The sequence below is a fragment of the Ruegeria sp. G12 genome, assembly GCF_056533565.1.
Genome location: NZ_JBQFOO010000007.1, coordinates 1 through 16,023, shown reverse-complemented (window position 1 = coordinate 16,023; position 16,023 = coordinate 1). Strand labels below are relative to the sequence as shown.

The window sequence follows — 16,023 nt, the reverse complement described above, 5'->3', positions numbered from 1 at the left end:
GGAGATCAGAGAGACCCGCGACTTAAAGCGGTCCTCTGACCTTTCCAACTCGGTATATCCACTCCGGCAAGAAACCGCGAATGAAAAGACCCGCCCAAGGCGTTTTTTGGCCGGTTTTGGCGGAAAGTTGAGTTGCCGTGGCGTTTCGTTTGGCGACAGCGGCGCTTGACGCCGTCAAGATCGCTGTGCGGACAAAAACGCGGACACGCGTTTCAAACCTTCCCGCAGAATCTCGGGGTTGTTGGCGTAGCCGATGCGGACGTACCCTTCCATGTTCAGCGCCGCGCCGGGCGTGAACAGAACGCCGGTCTCCTGCAGCAGCCGGACGCAGAAATCCCGCGAGCTGATCGCCAGGTCGTATTTCAGCAAAGCCGTGGTGCCCGAGCGGGGTGCGATCCATGAAATCCTTGGCTCGTGATCCACCCAGTCCTGCAGGATCGCCAGATTGCCACGGGTGATCTGCTGGCTGCGCGCCAGCAGCTTGTCGCAGTTTTCCAAAGCCAGCGCCGCAAAGTGATCGTCGATCATCCCGACCGAGATCGTGTCGTAATCGCGATGGATCGTCACCGCCTCGATCACCTCGCGCGGGGCGGTGATCCAGCCGAGCCGCAGACCGGCCAGCGAATAGGCCTTGGACATCCCGGCGGTGCTGATGCCTTTTTCGTAAATATCCGCGATCGAAGCCGTCATACCCGACCCGTCCTGATCGGTGCCGCGATAGACCTCGTCACACAGAATCCAGGCATCGGCGGCGCGGGCGATCTCGGCAATCTGTTCCAGCATGGCCTGATCCATCAGCGCGCCGGTCGGGTTGTTGGGGTTGTTGATCGCAATCAGGCGGGTTCCAGACTCGACCAATTCACGTAGCTCGTCCAGATCGGGCAAAAACCCGTTTTCCTCGCGCAGATGCAAGTGATGTACGTCGGCCCCAATGCTGGCCGGTATCGAATAATGCTGCTGGTAGGTCGGGACCACGGCCACCACGCGATCCCCTGCCGAGACCAGAGTCTTATGCACCAGCATATTCGCGCCAATCGTGCCATGGGTGACGATGGTATTTTCCGGGGACTGCTGGTCATACAGCGCCGCAATTGCCCTACGCAGCCGGTCTGAGCCCTCGATGGCGCCATAGGTCATCTTCATGTCCAGCAGGTTGGACAGATCGGTGGCGTTGCGGCCTGTCAGGGCCAGAAGTTCCTGGATGGTCAGGCTTTCGACGCAGGTTTCAGCCAGATTCCAGTCGCATCTGGTTTCCCATTCGTTCATCCAGATCTCGACACCGAAAGGTTCGATATGCATCGGGTGGTTCCTTACTCACTGCGGCAGAGGTGTAACTTAAGCCCCGACCCTCAGCGCGTCGAGAGCGGCCAGAATGTCGGTGCTGACGGGCACACCGTTGGCTTCGGCGTCGGCCCGGGTTTTCAGCCGCCCGTCGCCGGGAACGCGGGCCTGCCCGTTGCCTTCGATCTCGGCGCAGATGCGGGTGATGTAGTCGTTGAAGGCTGGATTGCCGAAGCGGGTCGGGTCCAGCGCAATCAGGGTCGCGCCGCCCTTGATGTTGAGCGCATCGTGCCGCTCGCGCTCGGCGTTGTCGACCGCCAGCGTACCGCCTGCCAGGGCGGCGCCCAGAACCTCGACCAGAAAGGCGATCGCCGCGCCCTTATGTGCGCCGAAGGGCAGCATCGACCGTGTTTCCAGTATGGCGTTCGGGTCGGTTGTCGGCTGGCCCTGGGCATCCAGACCCGAGGGCTGTTTCAGCGCGTGACCATCGGCGGCGGCCAGCTTGACTTCCAGCAGAGCCGCAGCGGATGAGGCCTGATCCCAAACAATCGGCGCGCCGCCTTCGCGCGGGCAGGCGAAGGCCATCGGGTTGGTGCCAAAGACCGGCCTTTCGCCCCCATGCGGCACCACGAGTGCAAGCGCGTTGATGACGGCAATCGCCAGAAGCCCTTGCTCGGCCAATGGTTCCGTGTCGAAGCGCAGGGCCCCCAGATGGTGGCAATTCGCACAGGTGAACGAGGCGATCCCGTTTTCACGAGCCATCGTGATCAGGTCGGCGCGCGCTGCGCGGGCAGCAATCTGATAGTACCCGTTATCGGCATCACCCCGCAGCACACCCGGCGCGATGCGGGTCGCAGTGGGCGAGGCGGTGGGATTGGCGTAGCCCGACGTGAAGCTTTGCACATAGGCGGGCAGATTGCGCAGGCCGTGGCTGCGCGGGCCGTCCCGTTCCGACAGCATGATGATATCCGCGATCACGTCGCTGCCGTGATCGTCCATCCCGGCAAAGGTCAGGACAGTTTTGGCCAGATCCCGAATTTCGGCGAGCGAAAGCTGTTGTGTTGATGCGTCTGTCACAGGATGCCTCGTGTTCGTTTTGCTAGGATGCCTTTTGGTAAGACAAACCTGCCGGTCACCATACACCGATCTTTGGGTCTGGGAAGCCGGCTGATGCTGGCCTGATGAGCTATCCGGTACCTTGGTTTCTTGTCCGGCTACGATCCCCAGGTCTTTTCCAGAACCCGCAACCAGTTCTCATGACAGAGCTTCCTGACAAGCTCGTCGCCATATCCATGCCGCAGCATGGCGTCCCGCAATTGGGGCAGCATCGAGATATCGGTGATCTCATCCGGTACAATTGCCCCGTCATAATCCGAGCCCAGCCCGACCCGATCCTCGCCCAGTATGCCCATCAGGTGATCCAGATGCCGCATCACCTGGCTTAAGGGCACGACCGACAACATCCGCCCGTCTTCACGCAGGAAAGCGGCGGCGAAGTTCAGGCCGACCATTCCGTCGCTTTCGGCGATGGAGCGCAACTGATCGTCGGTCAGGTTGCGGGCGTGGGGGCAAATGGCGTGGGCGTTGGAATGGGTGGCAACCAGCGGTGCATCAGAATGGCGGGCCACATCCCAGAACCCGCGTTCGTTGAGGTGCGACAGGTCCAGCATTATGCCAAGCTCATTGCACCGGCGCACGAGCCTCAGACCGTGATCGGTCAACCCGTCGCCCGTGTCCGGCCCCGAAGGGTATCGGAACGGCACCCCGTGGCCAAAGATGTTCGGCCTGCTCCAGACCGGCCCGATTGACCGCAAGCCTGCGGCATGGAACACATCCAGCGCGTGCAGATCGGTGTCGATGGCCTCGGCCCCTTCGATATGTAAGATCGCGGCGATGCGGTTTTCGGCCATGCAGTCGCGAATATCGGCCACGGACCGGACCACGCGTAAACCGCCCAGACGCTCCAGTTCGAACAGAATAGCGATCTGTTTCAGGGCCGAAGGCAACGCGTCCTTGGCATCGATCTGATCCGGCAGGGACAGGTCATATTCCACCTGCACCATCTGTTCCATTTTGGCGTCCCAATCCACTTGGGATGGCACCCAGACGGCGAAGAACCCTCCGGCAAAGCCGCCGTTGCGGGCTTTGGGCAGGTCAATCGCGCCGTCGAGACCGGACAGGAACTGTTTGGCCTCGGGCAATCCGCCCGCCTTTGCAAGGTTGGACAGAACATCGTTGTGACCGTCAATAATCAGGGGTGTGAGTGTATTCATCTTATCGTCGCAAAATCCAGGTTCGGCATACGCTAACAGACCTGATCAGGATTGTTGTGAAAAACTCAGGAAGCCTTGCCGGACCAATCTGACCCGTACCCGGATCGGGTTGGCCGCCTCAGATCATCCTCCCGGCGGGCTGTTCTGGTAGTAGAATGACAGCTTACGGCTGACCCCGCCCGGCGGCGGCGGGAAGGGGGCGGCGACGCGGACTTGTTCGCGGGCCGCACGTTCGACATCTGGCGAACCCGAGCTGCGGATGATATCGACCCAGGCCAGCGAGCCATCGGGGTCAATCTGGAAAAACACCTGCGCAAACCCGCGAGCCTTTACGAAAACCGGGGGCGCGCGGTTGAGGTGCACAAGCACCCGACCCGCATAGTTGGTTTCGTTCGCGTTGCCGGGACCACGGCCACCGGACCGTGTGCCCGAGTTGCTGCGGGTAAAGGCATCCAGCCCTTCGCGCCGGTAGACGGTCAGGGGCGAGTCGATGGTTTGTTCGGGGAATTTCAGATTGTCGAAATTCCTCAGGTTTCTTTGGATGCCCCGTGGCGTGGTTTGTGGCCTGCGGTCCGGCAGGCGTGGCCGAATCGAGGCGGTGACGGCCTGTTCGGACTCGGTTTCTTCGGGGTCCTCTGGCGTCGGTTCAACCGAGATTTCGGGCTCAACCGCATCACGCTCCAGCGGGATCACGGGCACTGCCGTGGCTTCGGGGGGTGTCAGAGCAGCAAGCTGCTCGGGTTCGACCGGTGCCTCGGTGGGGGTTTCAATCGGCGCGTCCGGGGTGCCTTCAGGGACCTCAGTGACCGTATCGGGTTCGACCGAGGGCGTTTCGGTTACCTCGTCACTGGCGCTTTCTTCGCTGTCAGGCTGGCCGACGGGCTCGACCACCTCGGGTTCCGGCGCTTCCGGCTGGGCAATCTGCGAGGTCCCCGTGTCGGGCGCGAACACACGCTGCGGATCGGGTGAGGCCACCTTGGCCTGACTGGTCGGTATCTCGGCAGGTTCGGGTTCAGGCGGTGTCTCGACCGGAGGCTCCGGTGTTTCCGCCTGTTCCGGTTCAACCGGTTCGGGCGGCGTTTCGGCAAGGTCTTCGAAACTGTTGCCCAAAGCCACCGTGTCGGGTGCGGTCTCGGTGGTCTGCGGCTCCGCCAGATTGGGCGCGGTCATGCTGAGGCCGAGGATATGCACCACAAGCGACACCAGAGCGGCCAGTATAGCGACGAAAACCGACCCCCGGATCATTCCAGAGCCTGCTCGGTCACAAGAAACACCGACGATGCGCCCAGCCTGCGCAGCGTTCCCGCGACCTTGATCAGCCGCGGGCCGGGGGCGTTCCGGTCGGGCACGATGCGCACGGGTCCCTCCTGATGGATGGCCATGTAGCGTTCGGGATCGGTCGGCGCGCCCTGAAAGCTGAGCGTTCCATCCTGATGCAGGATAAGCGCATCGGGCGGCTCGCGCCCCTCAAGCTCGGCGGTGTCCACAAGCTTGAGGTCGGGGTCCAGCGGCGGGGCAACAGTGCCGGCGATCAGGAAGAACACCAACATCAAAAACACGATGTTGATCAGCGGAATGGTCGAATCGCGGGAACGGCGGGGGTGGGCGTGGCGGATCATGGCCTTACTCCAACACCGTCACGGTCAGCCCCTCGCGCCCGCGCAGCGGCACCAACAGGTCCACAAGCCGCTGGGCCGAGGTCTCGGGATCAAGGCTGACAAGGACCTGCCCGGCTTCGACCTGCGCGACAAGCGCGTCCAGTGTCACCGGCGCACCGTTCAGCGCCAGCCGTTCGGGGCCAAGCTGGACAAAGACCCGCTCGGCGGTTTCGCCCGAGGTCGCGTTGCCCCCTGTGGCGTTGCTCAGCTCGATCTCGGCGAACCGGGAAAAGGTCGAGGTCAGCATGAAGAACAGCAACAGCAGAAAGATCACGTCGATCAGAGGCGTCATCGCCATGCGGCGCCGGACAAAGGGGGCCGGGTTACGCATGTTCCGGCGTTGCTTGGGGGCGTTCGGACCCCGACATTTCATGCAGCGCATGACCGGGCACCAGAATGGTGCGCAGGGCCTTGTCGGCGAAAACCCGTTCCCGCGCTGTGCGGCTTTCGAACCATGACAGCACCATGGACGTGGGCATTGCAACCGCCAGACCCACGGCCGTTGTCACCAACGCAACCCAGATTCCGCCCGCAAGCAGCGATGGATCGACCGATGAGCCAGAGGCCTGAAGGCTGCGGAACGCCTCGATCATGCCAAGCACAGTGCCGAACAGCCCAAGCAGGGGCGCAAGCTGGGCGACCGTATCCAGCAGGCGGAACCCGCGTTCCAGTCCGGCCAACGCAAGGCCCGCTTCGGCATCCAGCCGATCGTTCAGACCGGGCGTATCCGACGCATCCATCGCGGCGCTGACGATGGGGGCAAGGTAGCTGCCGCTTTTGGCAAGGCGCGCGCGGGCGGTGGTCCGGTCGCCAGCGTCCCAGGCAGCCAGGGCTTCGGACAGCACCTTGTGCCGCCCCACGCCGGAGGCCGCGAATTGCCAGAGCTTGTAAATCGTCACCGCCAGCGTCAGCACCGACATGACGATAAGGATGGCGACGACAGGCCCGCCGAGGGCCAGAATTTCGCGAAAGGCGTCGAGAATGCTCATCCCAGAAGCTCCACATCCACACGGCTGCTCAGCGACAGCGATTGCTGACAGATATCGCTTTCCGTGCCATTGACCACGCAGGAGTTTGCCCCGTTGATCAGCGCCTGCCCGACATCGGCGCACGCCGTGCCGGACAGATCGAACTGCCGAACGCGCGGGCGGTCGGCGGGCAGGTCGCGGAAGTCAAACAGGGACAGGCTCATGACACCGCCATTGGCGTCGAAAATCACTGTCTCGAACACCGCCTCGTCGATGGCGGTTCCGGTTTGGTTGTTGGCCAGAAAGGACAAGCGGCAGGCCCCGCCCACGTCCTTGAGGGTGTTGAGTTCCAGAAGCAGACCCCCACCGGTATCAGAGGTGTCCTGAGCCGTGGCCACGACCGGTGTTGCCCCGGCAAGCAGGGCCGCGAATGCGAAGGAACGAAACGGTATCAAGGGGCTCTCCTGATTGCAGGGCGCGGAATGTGAAGGCCCGCGATGTTCCGCTGGCGCTATTTCCGTCATATCCAAGTAAACCCATGGGTGAAAGGGTGGCCGACGGCATTGTGACCTGGTGCGTGAGCGGTGTCTTGCCTGAGGTGTTACAGCGAGGCGATCAAAGCCGAGAGGTCAGGATTTCAACCGCCGCATCAAAGCCTGCCACGTTTTCTTCGGCGCGGGCGGACAGATGTGCGCCTTCCAGCAACGCCAGCGTCGCGCGGGCATCAGCGACCGGGTCCGTGATACCCCGGATCGTCCCGTCCTGCCGTCCCAGTTCGAAGAGCGCCGTGATCCGCTGCACCATCATCGCCCGGAATGCCCTGATCTTTTCGATCACCTCGTCCGAAAGGCTCTCGCGACCGCAAATCAGCGAGACACACAGGCACAGCGTTTCGCCACCATTCAGCGCCTCGCGATAGAGCGCGATCACGGCGCGCAGGCGTTCGGCCCCGGTTTTGTACTGGCCCTCGATGCCGTTGAACTGGTCCTCCATCGACGCGTGATAACGCTCCATCAACGCGGCGGACAGGGCGGCTTTGGTCGGGAAGTGATAGTGGATCGAAGCTTTGCGGATGCCGACCGCTTCGGCCAGATCGGCATAGCTGAAGCCGTCAAACCCACGCGCCCGCGCGGCGTGTTCGGCGACGTCAAGCAGGGCTGTTTTAGTGTCGGTTGTCATGGCCAGACCTGTTCCAATGCAATGCGGTCCAGTGTGGTCTCTGCCGCCTCCAGGGCCCCTTCGATATAGCCGCCGAATTCGGCGGCGACCTCGGTGCCGCTGAAGATAAGCCGGTCGTCCCAGACCGTCTGCAACGCGGGTGGAAGCCCGTATTGGGGATGGGCATAGAGCGGCTGCAGGTCCCGCTCGGTCGAAGTGAAAGGGTCTAAAGCCCAATCTTTGATACTGAGCGACATCGGGTTCGCAGCTTCGGGACCGAACAGTCGGATCAGCTGCGCCTCGACCAGTTGACGCAACATCTGATCGTTCTGACGTGCATGCGGCGGCGTGCCGATGAAGCCGAACAGGGCGTAGGGACCGCCATTTGCAGGCGAGGCATCGTGGATTTCCACCATCGGACCCCGGCGGCTCATGGCGTCGCCGGACAGGCCGGCCTCGCGCCAGAAGGGGGTTTCGTAAACGGCGACGGCCTTGGCTTGAGCAGCCATCCATGTGGCGACCCCGGTCATTGCGGTGAGGGTCTGGTCGGGCAGGGCAGGGGAGAAGGAGATGTTCGCCGCGACCCGTGGTGGCAGGGCCATCACGACCTGCTGCGCGTGTAAGGTCAGGCCGTTGTGCGCCGTTGCGGTGACACCGTCGCTTGACTTCGAAAGCGAGCCGATAGGGGTCGAGAGGCGCACACGCCCCGCCGGGATTTCAGCGGCCAGCGCCTCGATCAAGGCCCCAAACCCCTTTTTCAAGCGATAGGAACCCTGCATCGAGGCAAAGCCGCGCCCCCGCTCGACCCGCCCGCGCTCATCTTCGAAACTCAACGCGCCTTCGTTATATTGCTCGAACCACTCCAGCCCCAGCCGTTCGATCAGCGTGGCGATCCGGGGCTGGCCACGCCAGAACCACGCCGGACCCAAATCGAAATGGCCGCCGCCCATTTCCCGGGTCAGAATGCGCCCGCCTAGCCGATCCCGCGCTTCGACCAGCAAGAAGTCCCGGCCCTGCCGGGCCAGATGTGAGGCTAGGCTGAGACCCGATAACCCGCCGCCGATGATGAGCGTCTGGGTGCGCACGGCTCAGAACCCTTCGGTGGCCGGGCGCAGGTCCAGTTCGTGGGTCCAGGTTGATTGGGGCTGGTGGGCAAGCTGCCAATAGACCTCGGCAATCTCGTCAGTCTTCATCATCTTGGCCGGATCAAGACTGTGCAGCCCACGCGATCTGGCTGTGTCGATGATGCCATCCAGAATCACATGCGCCACATGCACGCCCGCTGGCTGGTATTCTCGTGCCAGCGATTGGGTGAGCCCCCGCAGCGCAAACTTGGCCGAGGCAAAGGCGGAGAACCGTGCCCCGCCGCGCAGCGAGGCGGTGGCACCGGAAACGATCAGGCTTCCGCCCCCGCCGCTGGCCATCGGCGGCAGTACGGATTGGCCAAGAACGATCAGCGACTGGACCATGGATGTCCATGTCCGCTGATAGTCCGACAGGGTGGTCTCAGCGAAAGGGGCGATCACCAGTTCAGCCGTGTTGTGAACAACGATCTTTGGCGGGCCATGGGTTGCGATCAGGTCAGCGACCACGGGGCCGACGGCATCGGGGTCAGAGACATCGAGTTGATGAAACGCACCAACCGGGTTGTCCGGCGTCGTGCGTCCCAGACCCACTGCGGTCATGCCTCCGGCCTGAAATCGGGCGAGCAGGGTCTGGCCAAGACCGGCCCCGGCCCCGGCGACGAGTGCGAGTGGTTTTTCAGTCGACATGGATCAAACCTCCGGTGCTTTGGCAAAGGGCAGGTGGCCGGTCTTCATCCAGACCTTGGCCCCATCCGGTCCTGCGATTGCCGAGAGTGGTTCACCTTCGGGCAGGCGCAGCCAGTCGTTTTTGGCCAGTGTATCGCCCCCGGCTGTGATTGCGCCATCAATGACCAGAAGTTCGATGCCTCCGGTTGCGTTGGATGTCAGCGATGCCCCGGGGTCGAGATGGCTATAGGTCACGATCTCGCGCGTGTCTTCGTGCAGTGTCGCGGTGGCCACACCGTATTCGGGCGCGTTCAGTTCATCGGCCATGGTTTTGCGGAACTGGGTGCGGTCATCCATGTCAAACTGCCAGAGTTTAACGAAGATTGTGCAGCCCGGCGCGGACCCCGGCGTATGCTGCGAGGTCGGAGGGTTTCGCACATATGTCCCCGCCGGAAAATCCCCGTGTTCGTCCTGAAACACGCCGTCCAGCACGATGAACTCCTCACCACCGGTATGCGTATGGGCCGAGAATTTGCTGCCCGGTGCGTAACGGACAATGGTCGTGGCACGGGCGACCTCACCCCCGATCCGGTCCAGCATGCGTCGATCCACGCCTTTCATCGGTGAGGGCTGCCAATCAAGCTGGTCCGAATGCACAACGACGCGGGAGGAGAAGTCGGAGTTGAGTTCCATGGGTCTTTGTCCCTTCGGCTGGTTACAGGCGTTTCAGGTTGGTCATATACCTACTGAAAGGTAGGTATCTTTTCAAACCTAAATACCCTCAACCACCCGGCCTTCACGGATTTGTGTGCCCAAGACGTTTTGTCCGGCCAACGAGTGGCCGAACCTGTTATTGGTAGTGCAAATAGAACGGCACGCGGGCGGAATCGCGGTTACTCCGCGACTTCCGGGGCTGAGTCGTGCTTTTTGAACTGTTGTTCGAAAAGGCGGCGGAAGTTACCGTCGATCTGCATCAACTCATCCAGGTTGCCCTGTTCGACGATGGCCCCATCTTGCACGACCATGATCTTGTCCGCCTCCAGAATGGTCGATAGCCGGTGTGCGATTACAATCACGGTCACATCCTTGGTCAGCGCGTCCAGAGCGTTTTTGACCAGCGATTCCGATTCCGCATCCAGTGCGCTGGTGGCCTCGTCCAGCAGCAGAATCTCGGCGTTGCGCAGAATGGCGCGGGCAATCGCGATGCGCTGCTTCTGCCCGCCTGACAGGAAAGTTCCGTTTTCGCCAACCGGCGTGTCGTAGCCCTTAGGCAGGTCGCAGATAAAGTCATGGGCATGGGCCGCTTTTGCAGCCTCCATAACCTCTTCATCCGATGCGTCGGGAGCAGAACAGCGCAGGTTCTCCATCACGGAGGTTGAGAACAGGAATGTGTCCTGACCGACATAAGAGATTTTACGGCGTAGCGACGCAAAACTGATCTCGCGCAGGTCCTGCCCGTCGATTTCCACACTGCCATGGTCCGGGTCATAAAACCGCATGATCAGTCCGAAAATGGTGGATTTCCCGCCCCCGGATTGGCCGACAAGCGCCGTGGTTTTCTTAGCTTCGAACTTCAAATCCATATTATGGATCACCGGAACGGCGCCTTGATATCCAAATGTGACATCACGCAATGCGATTTCACCAGGTCCTTTTGGCAGATCACGGGCATCCGGGCTTTCCTGCATGGTGTCTTCTGCATCCAACAGCCCGAAAAGCATGCCTACGCCGACCATGCAGGCTTCGATCTGAACCCGCATCTTCGAGAGACGCTTGGCAGGTTCATATGCCATCAGAAGCGCCGTGATGAACGACATCAACTGGCCCGCTGAAGGCTGTTCGCTGCCAGCAATCCCCATGGTGCTGACGACCAGCACGCCCGCAACTGCGAGACCTGCCAGAAACTCCATCAGCGGGCTGGCGATGGACTGCAATCTGGCGATGTCATTGGATCGTTTTTCGACCGATCGGATCGCCGTTTCCATACGGGTTATCATCCGGTCTTCCAGCGAAAAGACTTTGATCACCTTGATGCCGCTGGACGTTTCCTGAAGAACGCGGATGATTTCGGCCAAGGATTTGAACTCGGCCTGCATGATCGAGCGAACGCTTTTCAACAGGTAGCGTACGCCCAGCAGAGCCACCGGTCCCACGATGAAGAACATGACCGACAGAACCGGCTGTTGGTAGACCATGACGACGACAAGTCCAACCAGGGTCAGAGCGTCCCGAACAAAGCCGGTTACCAGAACGTCGATCAATCGGCGCGCCATTTGCGCACCGTTGGTTGTCCGCATCAAAAGATCGGAGGATTCGTTGGCGCTGAAAAACGCAATGCCGTGCTTAAGCAGCTTGCGGTAAACACGCTCTTGCTGGGCAGCAACGATGCGGTTGCCCGCGCGGGCGAGGTACATGGCCTGAACATAGGACGCCAAAGCTTTTGTCAGGAACAGGCCAACAACGCCTAAAGCAATGATATGGGCCCAGCTACGCATATCCGGGCTGGTCATCGCGTCGACGATGTACTCCATCATATACGCAGACCCGGCAGTCGTAATGGCAACGATGACCATCGCAAAAATGGCAACGCCATACAGCCCGCCTTGCGCATAGAAGCTTTCGCCGATCAGGCGGCCCATATAGCCCGATCGCCATTTGTTCCAGGCGCGCTTTACCATGGCATTCTCCAGATCATGATACCGTGCTCTCGCTCAAATAACCTATATTCATGTCTGCCTAAAGTGCAGATGATGCGAGGCCGAGGCCCTGAGTGAATGCAGGCGGTGCTTTGTTCAGGACCCGAACGGGCTAGATAGCGACAGGTCGCTGATTGAACAAGTGTCCCAACGTGTGACAATTTGGGCCACGTGAACCTGCAACCCATTCCAGAGAGGGTGGTTTTCTGGTTAGGCAAGATCAAAGCGCGTTTTCGCCAAATGTTTGATTTTGATACTTCAATATGATATTTTTTTTCTGGCTCTTTGCGGGGTTTTGCCCTTGTCTGCACAGCTTGTTTTTTGCGCGGGTTGTTCGTGACGTGGGCGGAAAAGCGCCGCAATGCAGAAAATCGGGCTATTTGGTGAGAGATCGCCTTATATCCCCTTGCTCGCATCTTGTGTGCTGCTAGTAACACTTGGGATTTGTTGGTGATAGTTCGGTGTCGATCAGGACCTTTATTCTAAGCCTGCCAGAAGATGTGGAGCGGCGGCATTCCTGTAGGAATGAACTGACACATCTAGGTTTGCCGCATGAATTTGCGGATGCTATTTCCGGCGATCAGCTGGAACAGGCCGATCTGCTGCGCTTTTATGATGCTGAAATGAACCGCAGCAAGTTCAAACGACCACTGAGCCGCAGTGAAGTCGCATGTACGCTGGGGCATCGCCGGATCTGGCAGAGGGTCGCGGATGGCTCTGATTCCGTGAGCCTTGTGCTGGAAGACGACGCCACATTCGTTCAGGACCCCAGACCTTTCGTTGAGGCTATAGATCAATGTGCCGAGTGTTTTGAAGATGTCATGATAAAACTCGACGGGGTGTGTGACAGGAACACCCGGGTTCTCAGGACGGTTGCAGATCAAAGTCTGGTTTTGTCCGATTGCTTGCCCCCGCGCACCACCGGTTATGTCCTTGGCCGCAGGGCTGCCGCGCGGCTGGTTGATCTTGCTGCACCGATTGCGCGACCCATCGATATCGATCTGAAGTTTTATTGGGAACATCAAATCCCGATCCTCACGTTGATCGAACAGATGGTTGAAGAGCGTAAGACATTCAGCAGTACAATCGAGCCCTGCCGGATTGCGACCAAAACCGGATCGTCCTTTAGCAGGTTCGTGCGCAACCTCGTCTATCAGGCCAAATACACCCATGGACGGTTGAGCCATCCTTTGCGCCCGGACATGATCGAAGGCCTTGCCCCGATAATTCGCGCTGAATCCCGAGTCCAGACGCGCTCATGAAAAAAAACCTCGTCGTCGTGCGCGCAGGCAGCCAGTCGCTGCACTCCCGCTGGCAGGACCTTCCCTATGAAGACCGAAATTTCGATCTTCTGATCAGTTTTTTCTCGGACGAGGCTTACGCTCAATTTTCCCCCGAGCCCGGTGTCGAAGCCGTTTTGGTCAAAGGCGGAAAGTGGGATGGGCTATTCCAGACCCTCAAGGACCGGGACTTGAGCCAATATGATTATTTCTGGCTGCCGGACGATGATCTGGATATCAGCGCGCAGGACGTGAATGCGCTGTTCCAAGCCATGCAGGTTTACGGTCTGCGCATAGCACAACCGTCCTTAAGCCCCGATAGCTACTTTTCTCATTTCGTTTTCAGCCAATGCCCGGGTTTCGTGCTGAGATACACGAACTATATAGAGATCATGGCCCCGTGCCTGCATAGGGACATCCTGAGCAAGGCCCTGCCCCTGTTTCAGGACACCATGAGCGGCTACGGTTTAGACTATATCTGGTGCCGTTGGGCCGAAGCCGGAGCGTTTCGCGCGGCGATTCTGGATGAAATCGCGATGCACCACACAAGACCCGTCGGAAAAAATCTGAAAACCGCCATGGCCGATAAGGGCAACATGAGTTCGGAAGAAGAAGAGGCCGTTCTGAAAAACATGTTTGATCTGTCGCACCGTACAGTGCCGATTGTCTTTGCGGCAATATTGCAAGGCGGACAGCCGATCTCGGGCCGTTTTCAGGTTGGCTGGCGTATGTGCTGGAACTGGATGTCCGTTTTGCCGAGTTTCCGCAGCGCGCAAGAGGCTCGGGCCGGAATCTTCAAAATCGCCCGCCGTCAGTTGAGCAAACCGCTGGATATGACAACGATTTCGATGAAGCCAGCAGCTGTCCGCAATTGACCCAGTGAAGGCAATAAACCCCGCGTGCCCCGTGGGCACGTTGGTTGGAGTGAAATGGCAATGATTGCCAAAAACAAGGTGGTGTCTAAATGAATGCGAGGCGTTTTTTGATGGTTGGGGCCGGGCTTTCCGGTGCTGTGATCGGAAGAGAACTCGCTGAGCACGGGCACGAGGTCACGGTTATGGATAGCCGGGATCATATCGGCGGAAACTGCCACACCGAGCGGGATGTTGACACTGGTGTCATGGTGCATGTTTATGGCCCGCATATCTTTCACACAGACGACGAAGAAGTCTGGCAGTACGTCAACAGTTACGCGAACTTTTTACCCTATAAGAACCGGGTAAAAACCACTTCCAGAGGTCAGGTCTTTTCGCTGCCAGTGAATCTGCACACGATTAACCAGTTTTTCGGAAAGACCATGCGACCGGATGAGGCGCATACCTTTATTACCCAAGAACAGGCTGATACTTCGATAACGGATCCGCAGAGCTTTGAAGAACAGGCCATGCGTTTTGTTGGGCGTGATCTATACGAGGCATTTTTCAAAGGTTACACGATAAAACAATGGGGGTGCCATCCGTCAGAATTGCCAGCGTCAATTCTCAAACGCCTCCCAGTACGGTTCAATTATGACGACAACTACTTCTTCCACAAGTTTCAGGGTATGCCCGAGACCGGTTACACCGATATGATCGCCGGTATTCTTGATCACCCTTTGATTACAGTACAGTTGAGTACAACGTTCGACCGCAGCATGGATGAGGGTTACGATCACATCTTTTATTCTGGCCCGTTGGATGGGTATTTCGACTATCAGTTAGGCCGATTGGGTTATCGAACACTGGATTTTGAACGATTTACTTATGACGGAGATTACCAAGGCTGCGCGGTGATGAATTACGGTGAGGAATCCGTGCCTTATACCCGCATTACTGAGCACAAACATTTCGCCCCTTGGGAGTCGCATGATGGTTCGGTCTGTTATCGTGAGTTTTCTCGCGCAGCTGGCCCGGACGATATCCCATATTACCCGATCCGGCAGGTGAAGGAAAAAGCTCTGCTAAGTGAATATGTGGAACTGGCGAAAAAGACCGAGAAGGTTACTTTTGTTGGACGGTTGGGCACTTACCGATATCTGGATATGGACGTCACCATTCGGGAGGCGCTGGACACTGCCAAGACGGCTTTGGCCGCTATTGATGCGGGAAAGCAGCTAGATCCCTTTGTCGTCTCAGTGTTGTAAATTCTAAGGTCTTACGCGGCCCGCGCGACGTTGCTCCGGCGGGCGCGAAAATCTGGATACTTCTTTCAACTGAATTGTGTCTTTCAGCTAGCGGCGGTGGGTTCCTCTTTGGTATGCCCACCGCCGATACTGTTTGTGCAACTGGTTGATCCCAAGCTAAAGCAAGAAGAAGTCCTCTTGGAGACCGAAGGACTCGTCTGTTTTGATCTCTTCTCGATCATTAAACAGAGAGGTTTCTTCTAAAGAAGTAGCCTGTACATCGTTAAAGTCAGATTCACTTGGGGCTGTTATGGCGGTGAAATCGAAATCCGTAGCTTGATCAGATTGGACAAACTCGAACTCTAATAGATCCGCATTTTTGTCGAAGTCGAGTACAGCAGATTCATCGGAGATTGGTGTCGTTTCTTGACCTGCCATCGACGCAAGAGCGACCTTCGGCAGTGTATGCCCAACGGTGCCGCTACCGTCTATATCGTAGTTGTAGAAAGCTTCGACATCGACCACATTCGCCACACTGCCGCCGCTTGTTCTTTCGCCCTGGCTGTCAAGGATCCACTCGACATAATTGCCATTGTTGTGCTGCCACAGGACGCGGTACCCACCGCCGTCGGCTTCGACGTGAATGGCGCTCCATCCGTTGAGGCTGTCTGGCCCCATGGTGGCCCCGTTCCAGGTGATCTCGGTGCTGCTGTCGATCAGATACATGCCGCGTGTCGACGAGGCGAGAGTCGACGACCCTGCATTTTCAATTGTGGTGTTGAAATGCCCAATCGTACCGTCGTTGTTCAAATCGGCACCATAGAACACCTCGACATCGACCACATTCGCCACGCCGC

17 protein-coding genes are annotated in these 16,023 nt (G+C 59.0%); 3 read left to right on the top strand and 14 right to left on the bottom strand.

The window, feature by feature from the left end; translation table 11 throughout:
• Window positions 1-174: 174 nt before the first annotated feature.
• The 13 genes from ACR0JN_RS15720 to ACR0JN_RS15660 form a co-directional block, all read right to left on the bottom strand.
• Window positions 175-1,299 (bottom strand): aminotransferase, encoded by a 1,125-nt coding sequence (locus tag ACR0JN_RS15720; protein WP_480886963.1) that lies wholly within the window; start codon window positions 1,297-1,299, stop codon window positions 175-177.
• Window positions 1,300-1,335: 36 nt separating this feature from the next.
• The gene (locus ACR0JN_RS15715) at window positions 1,336-2,358 is read right to left on the bottom strand and encodes an Ldh family oxidoreductase (RefSeq protein ID WP_480886962.1); all 1,023 of its coding nucleotides are present in this window, start codon (window positions 2,356-2,358) and stop codon (window positions 1,336-1,338) included.
• Window positions 2,359-2,495: 137 nt separating this feature from the next.
• Window positions 2,496-3,554 carry a dipeptidase gene (locus ACR0JN_RS15710; protein WP_480886959.1) on the bottom strand — a complete coding sequence of 353 codons (1,059 nt, stop codon included), beginning with the start codon at window positions 3,552-3,554 and terminating at the stop codon, window positions 2,496-2,498.
• 123 nt (window positions 3,555-3,677) lie between these two features.
• Entirely contained in the window at window positions 3,678-4,799 is a 1,122-nt protein-coding gene (locus ACR0JN_RS15705) for an energy transducer TonB family protein (protein ID WP_480886957.1), read from the bottom strand.
• Window positions 4,796-5,173, bottom strand: a complete 378-nt coding sequence (locus ACR0JN_RS15700; protein ID WP_480886955.1) for an ExbD/TolR family protein — start codon at window positions 5,171-5,173, stop codon at window positions 4,796-4,798. The genes ACR0JN_RS15705 and ACR0JN_RS15700 overlap by 4 nt, the downstream gene beginning before the upstream one ends.
• 4 nt (window positions 5,174-5,177) lie before the next feature.
• Window positions 5,178-5,543 (bottom strand): ExbD/TolR family protein, encoded by a 366-nt coding sequence (locus tag ACR0JN_RS15695; protein ID WP_480886954.1) that lies wholly within the window; start codon window positions 5,541-5,543, stop codon window positions 5,178-5,180.
• Window positions 5,536-6,201: a MotA/TolQ/ExbB proton channel family protein gene (locus ACR0JN_RS15690; protein ID WP_480886952.1), complete on the bottom strand. Its 666-nt coding sequence runs from the start codon at window positions 6,199-6,201 to the stop codon at window positions 5,536-5,538. The genes ACR0JN_RS15695 and ACR0JN_RS15690 overlap by 8 nt, the downstream gene beginning before the upstream one ends.
• Window positions 6,198-6,635, bottom strand: a complete 438-nt coding sequence (locus ACR0JN_RS15685; RefSeq protein WP_480886951.1) for a hypothetical protein — start codon at window positions 6,633-6,635, stop codon at window positions 6,198-6,200. Before ACR0JN_RS15685 ends, ACR0JN_RS15690 begins: the two co-directional genes overlap by 4 nt.
• Before the next feature lie 160 nt (window positions 6,636-6,795).
• Window positions 6,796-7,359 (bottom strand): TetR/AcrR family transcriptional regulator, encoded by a 564-nt coding sequence (locus tag ACR0JN_RS15680; RefSeq protein ID WP_480886949.1) that lies wholly within the window; start codon window positions 7,357-7,359, stop codon window positions 6,796-6,798.
• Entirely contained in the window at window positions 7,356-8,423 is a 1,068-nt protein-coding gene (locus tag ACR0JN_RS15675) for a flavin monoamine oxidase family protein (protein ID WP_480886946.1), read from the bottom strand. Before ACR0JN_RS15675 ends, ACR0JN_RS15680 begins: the two co-directional genes overlap by 4 nt.
• Before the next feature lie 3 nt (window positions 8,424-8,426).
• Window positions 8,427-9,110, bottom strand: a complete 684-nt coding sequence (locus tag ACR0JN_RS15670; RefSeq protein ID WP_480886944.1) for an SDR family NAD(P)-dependent oxidoreductase — start codon at window positions 9,108-9,110, stop codon at window positions 8,427-8,429.
• Window positions 9,111-9,113: 3 nt separating this feature from the next.
• Window positions 9,114-9,782, bottom strand: a complete 669-nt coding sequence (locus ACR0JN_RS15665) for a cupin domain-containing protein (RefSeq protein ID WP_480886941.1) — start codon at window positions 9,780-9,782, stop codon at window positions 9,114-9,116.
• 200 nt (window positions 9,783-9,982) lie between these two features.
• Window positions 9,983-11,767: an ABC transporter ATP-binding protein gene (locus ACR0JN_RS15660; protein WP_480886939.1), complete on the bottom strand. Its 1,785-nt coding sequence runs from the start codon at window positions 11,765-11,767 to the stop codon at window positions 9,983-9,985.
• A 479-nt stretch (window positions 11,768-12,246) separates the two neighbouring features.
• Between ACR0JN_RS15660 and ACR0JN_RS15655 the strand changes: the two genes are divergently transcribed.
• The 3 genes from ACR0JN_RS15655 (at window position 12,247) to glf (ending at window position 15,187) form a co-directional block, all read left to right on the top strand.
• Window positions 12,247-13,047, top strand: coding sequence for a glycosyltransferase family 25 protein (locus tag ACR0JN_RS15655; RefSeq protein ID WP_480886937.1), 801 nt, complete (start codon window positions 12,247-12,249; stop codon window positions 13,045-13,047).
• On the top strand, window positions 13,044-13,940 hold the full coding sequence (locus ACR0JN_RS15650; RefSeq protein WP_480886935.1) for a hypothetical protein: 897 nt from the start codon (window positions 13,044-13,046) through the stop codon (window positions 13,938-13,940). The genes ACR0JN_RS15655 and ACR0JN_RS15650 overlap by 4 nt, the downstream gene beginning before the upstream one ends.
• Window positions 13,941-14,029: 89 nt before the next feature.
• The gene (gene glf / locus ACR0JN_RS15645; RefSeq protein WP_480886933.1) at window positions 14,030-15,187 is read left to right on the top strand and encodes a UDP-galactopyranose mutase; all 1,158 of its coding nucleotides are present in this window, start codon (window positions 14,030-14,032) and stop codon (window positions 15,185-15,187) included.
• Window positions 15,188-15,343: 156 nt separating this feature from the next.
• Here the strand turns inward: glf and ACR0JN_RS15640 are convergent.
• Window positions 15,344-16,023 (bottom strand): hypothetical protein (locus ACR0JN_RS15640; RefSeq protein ID WP_480886931.1); only part of this gene is annotated, 680 nt, incomplete at its 5' end.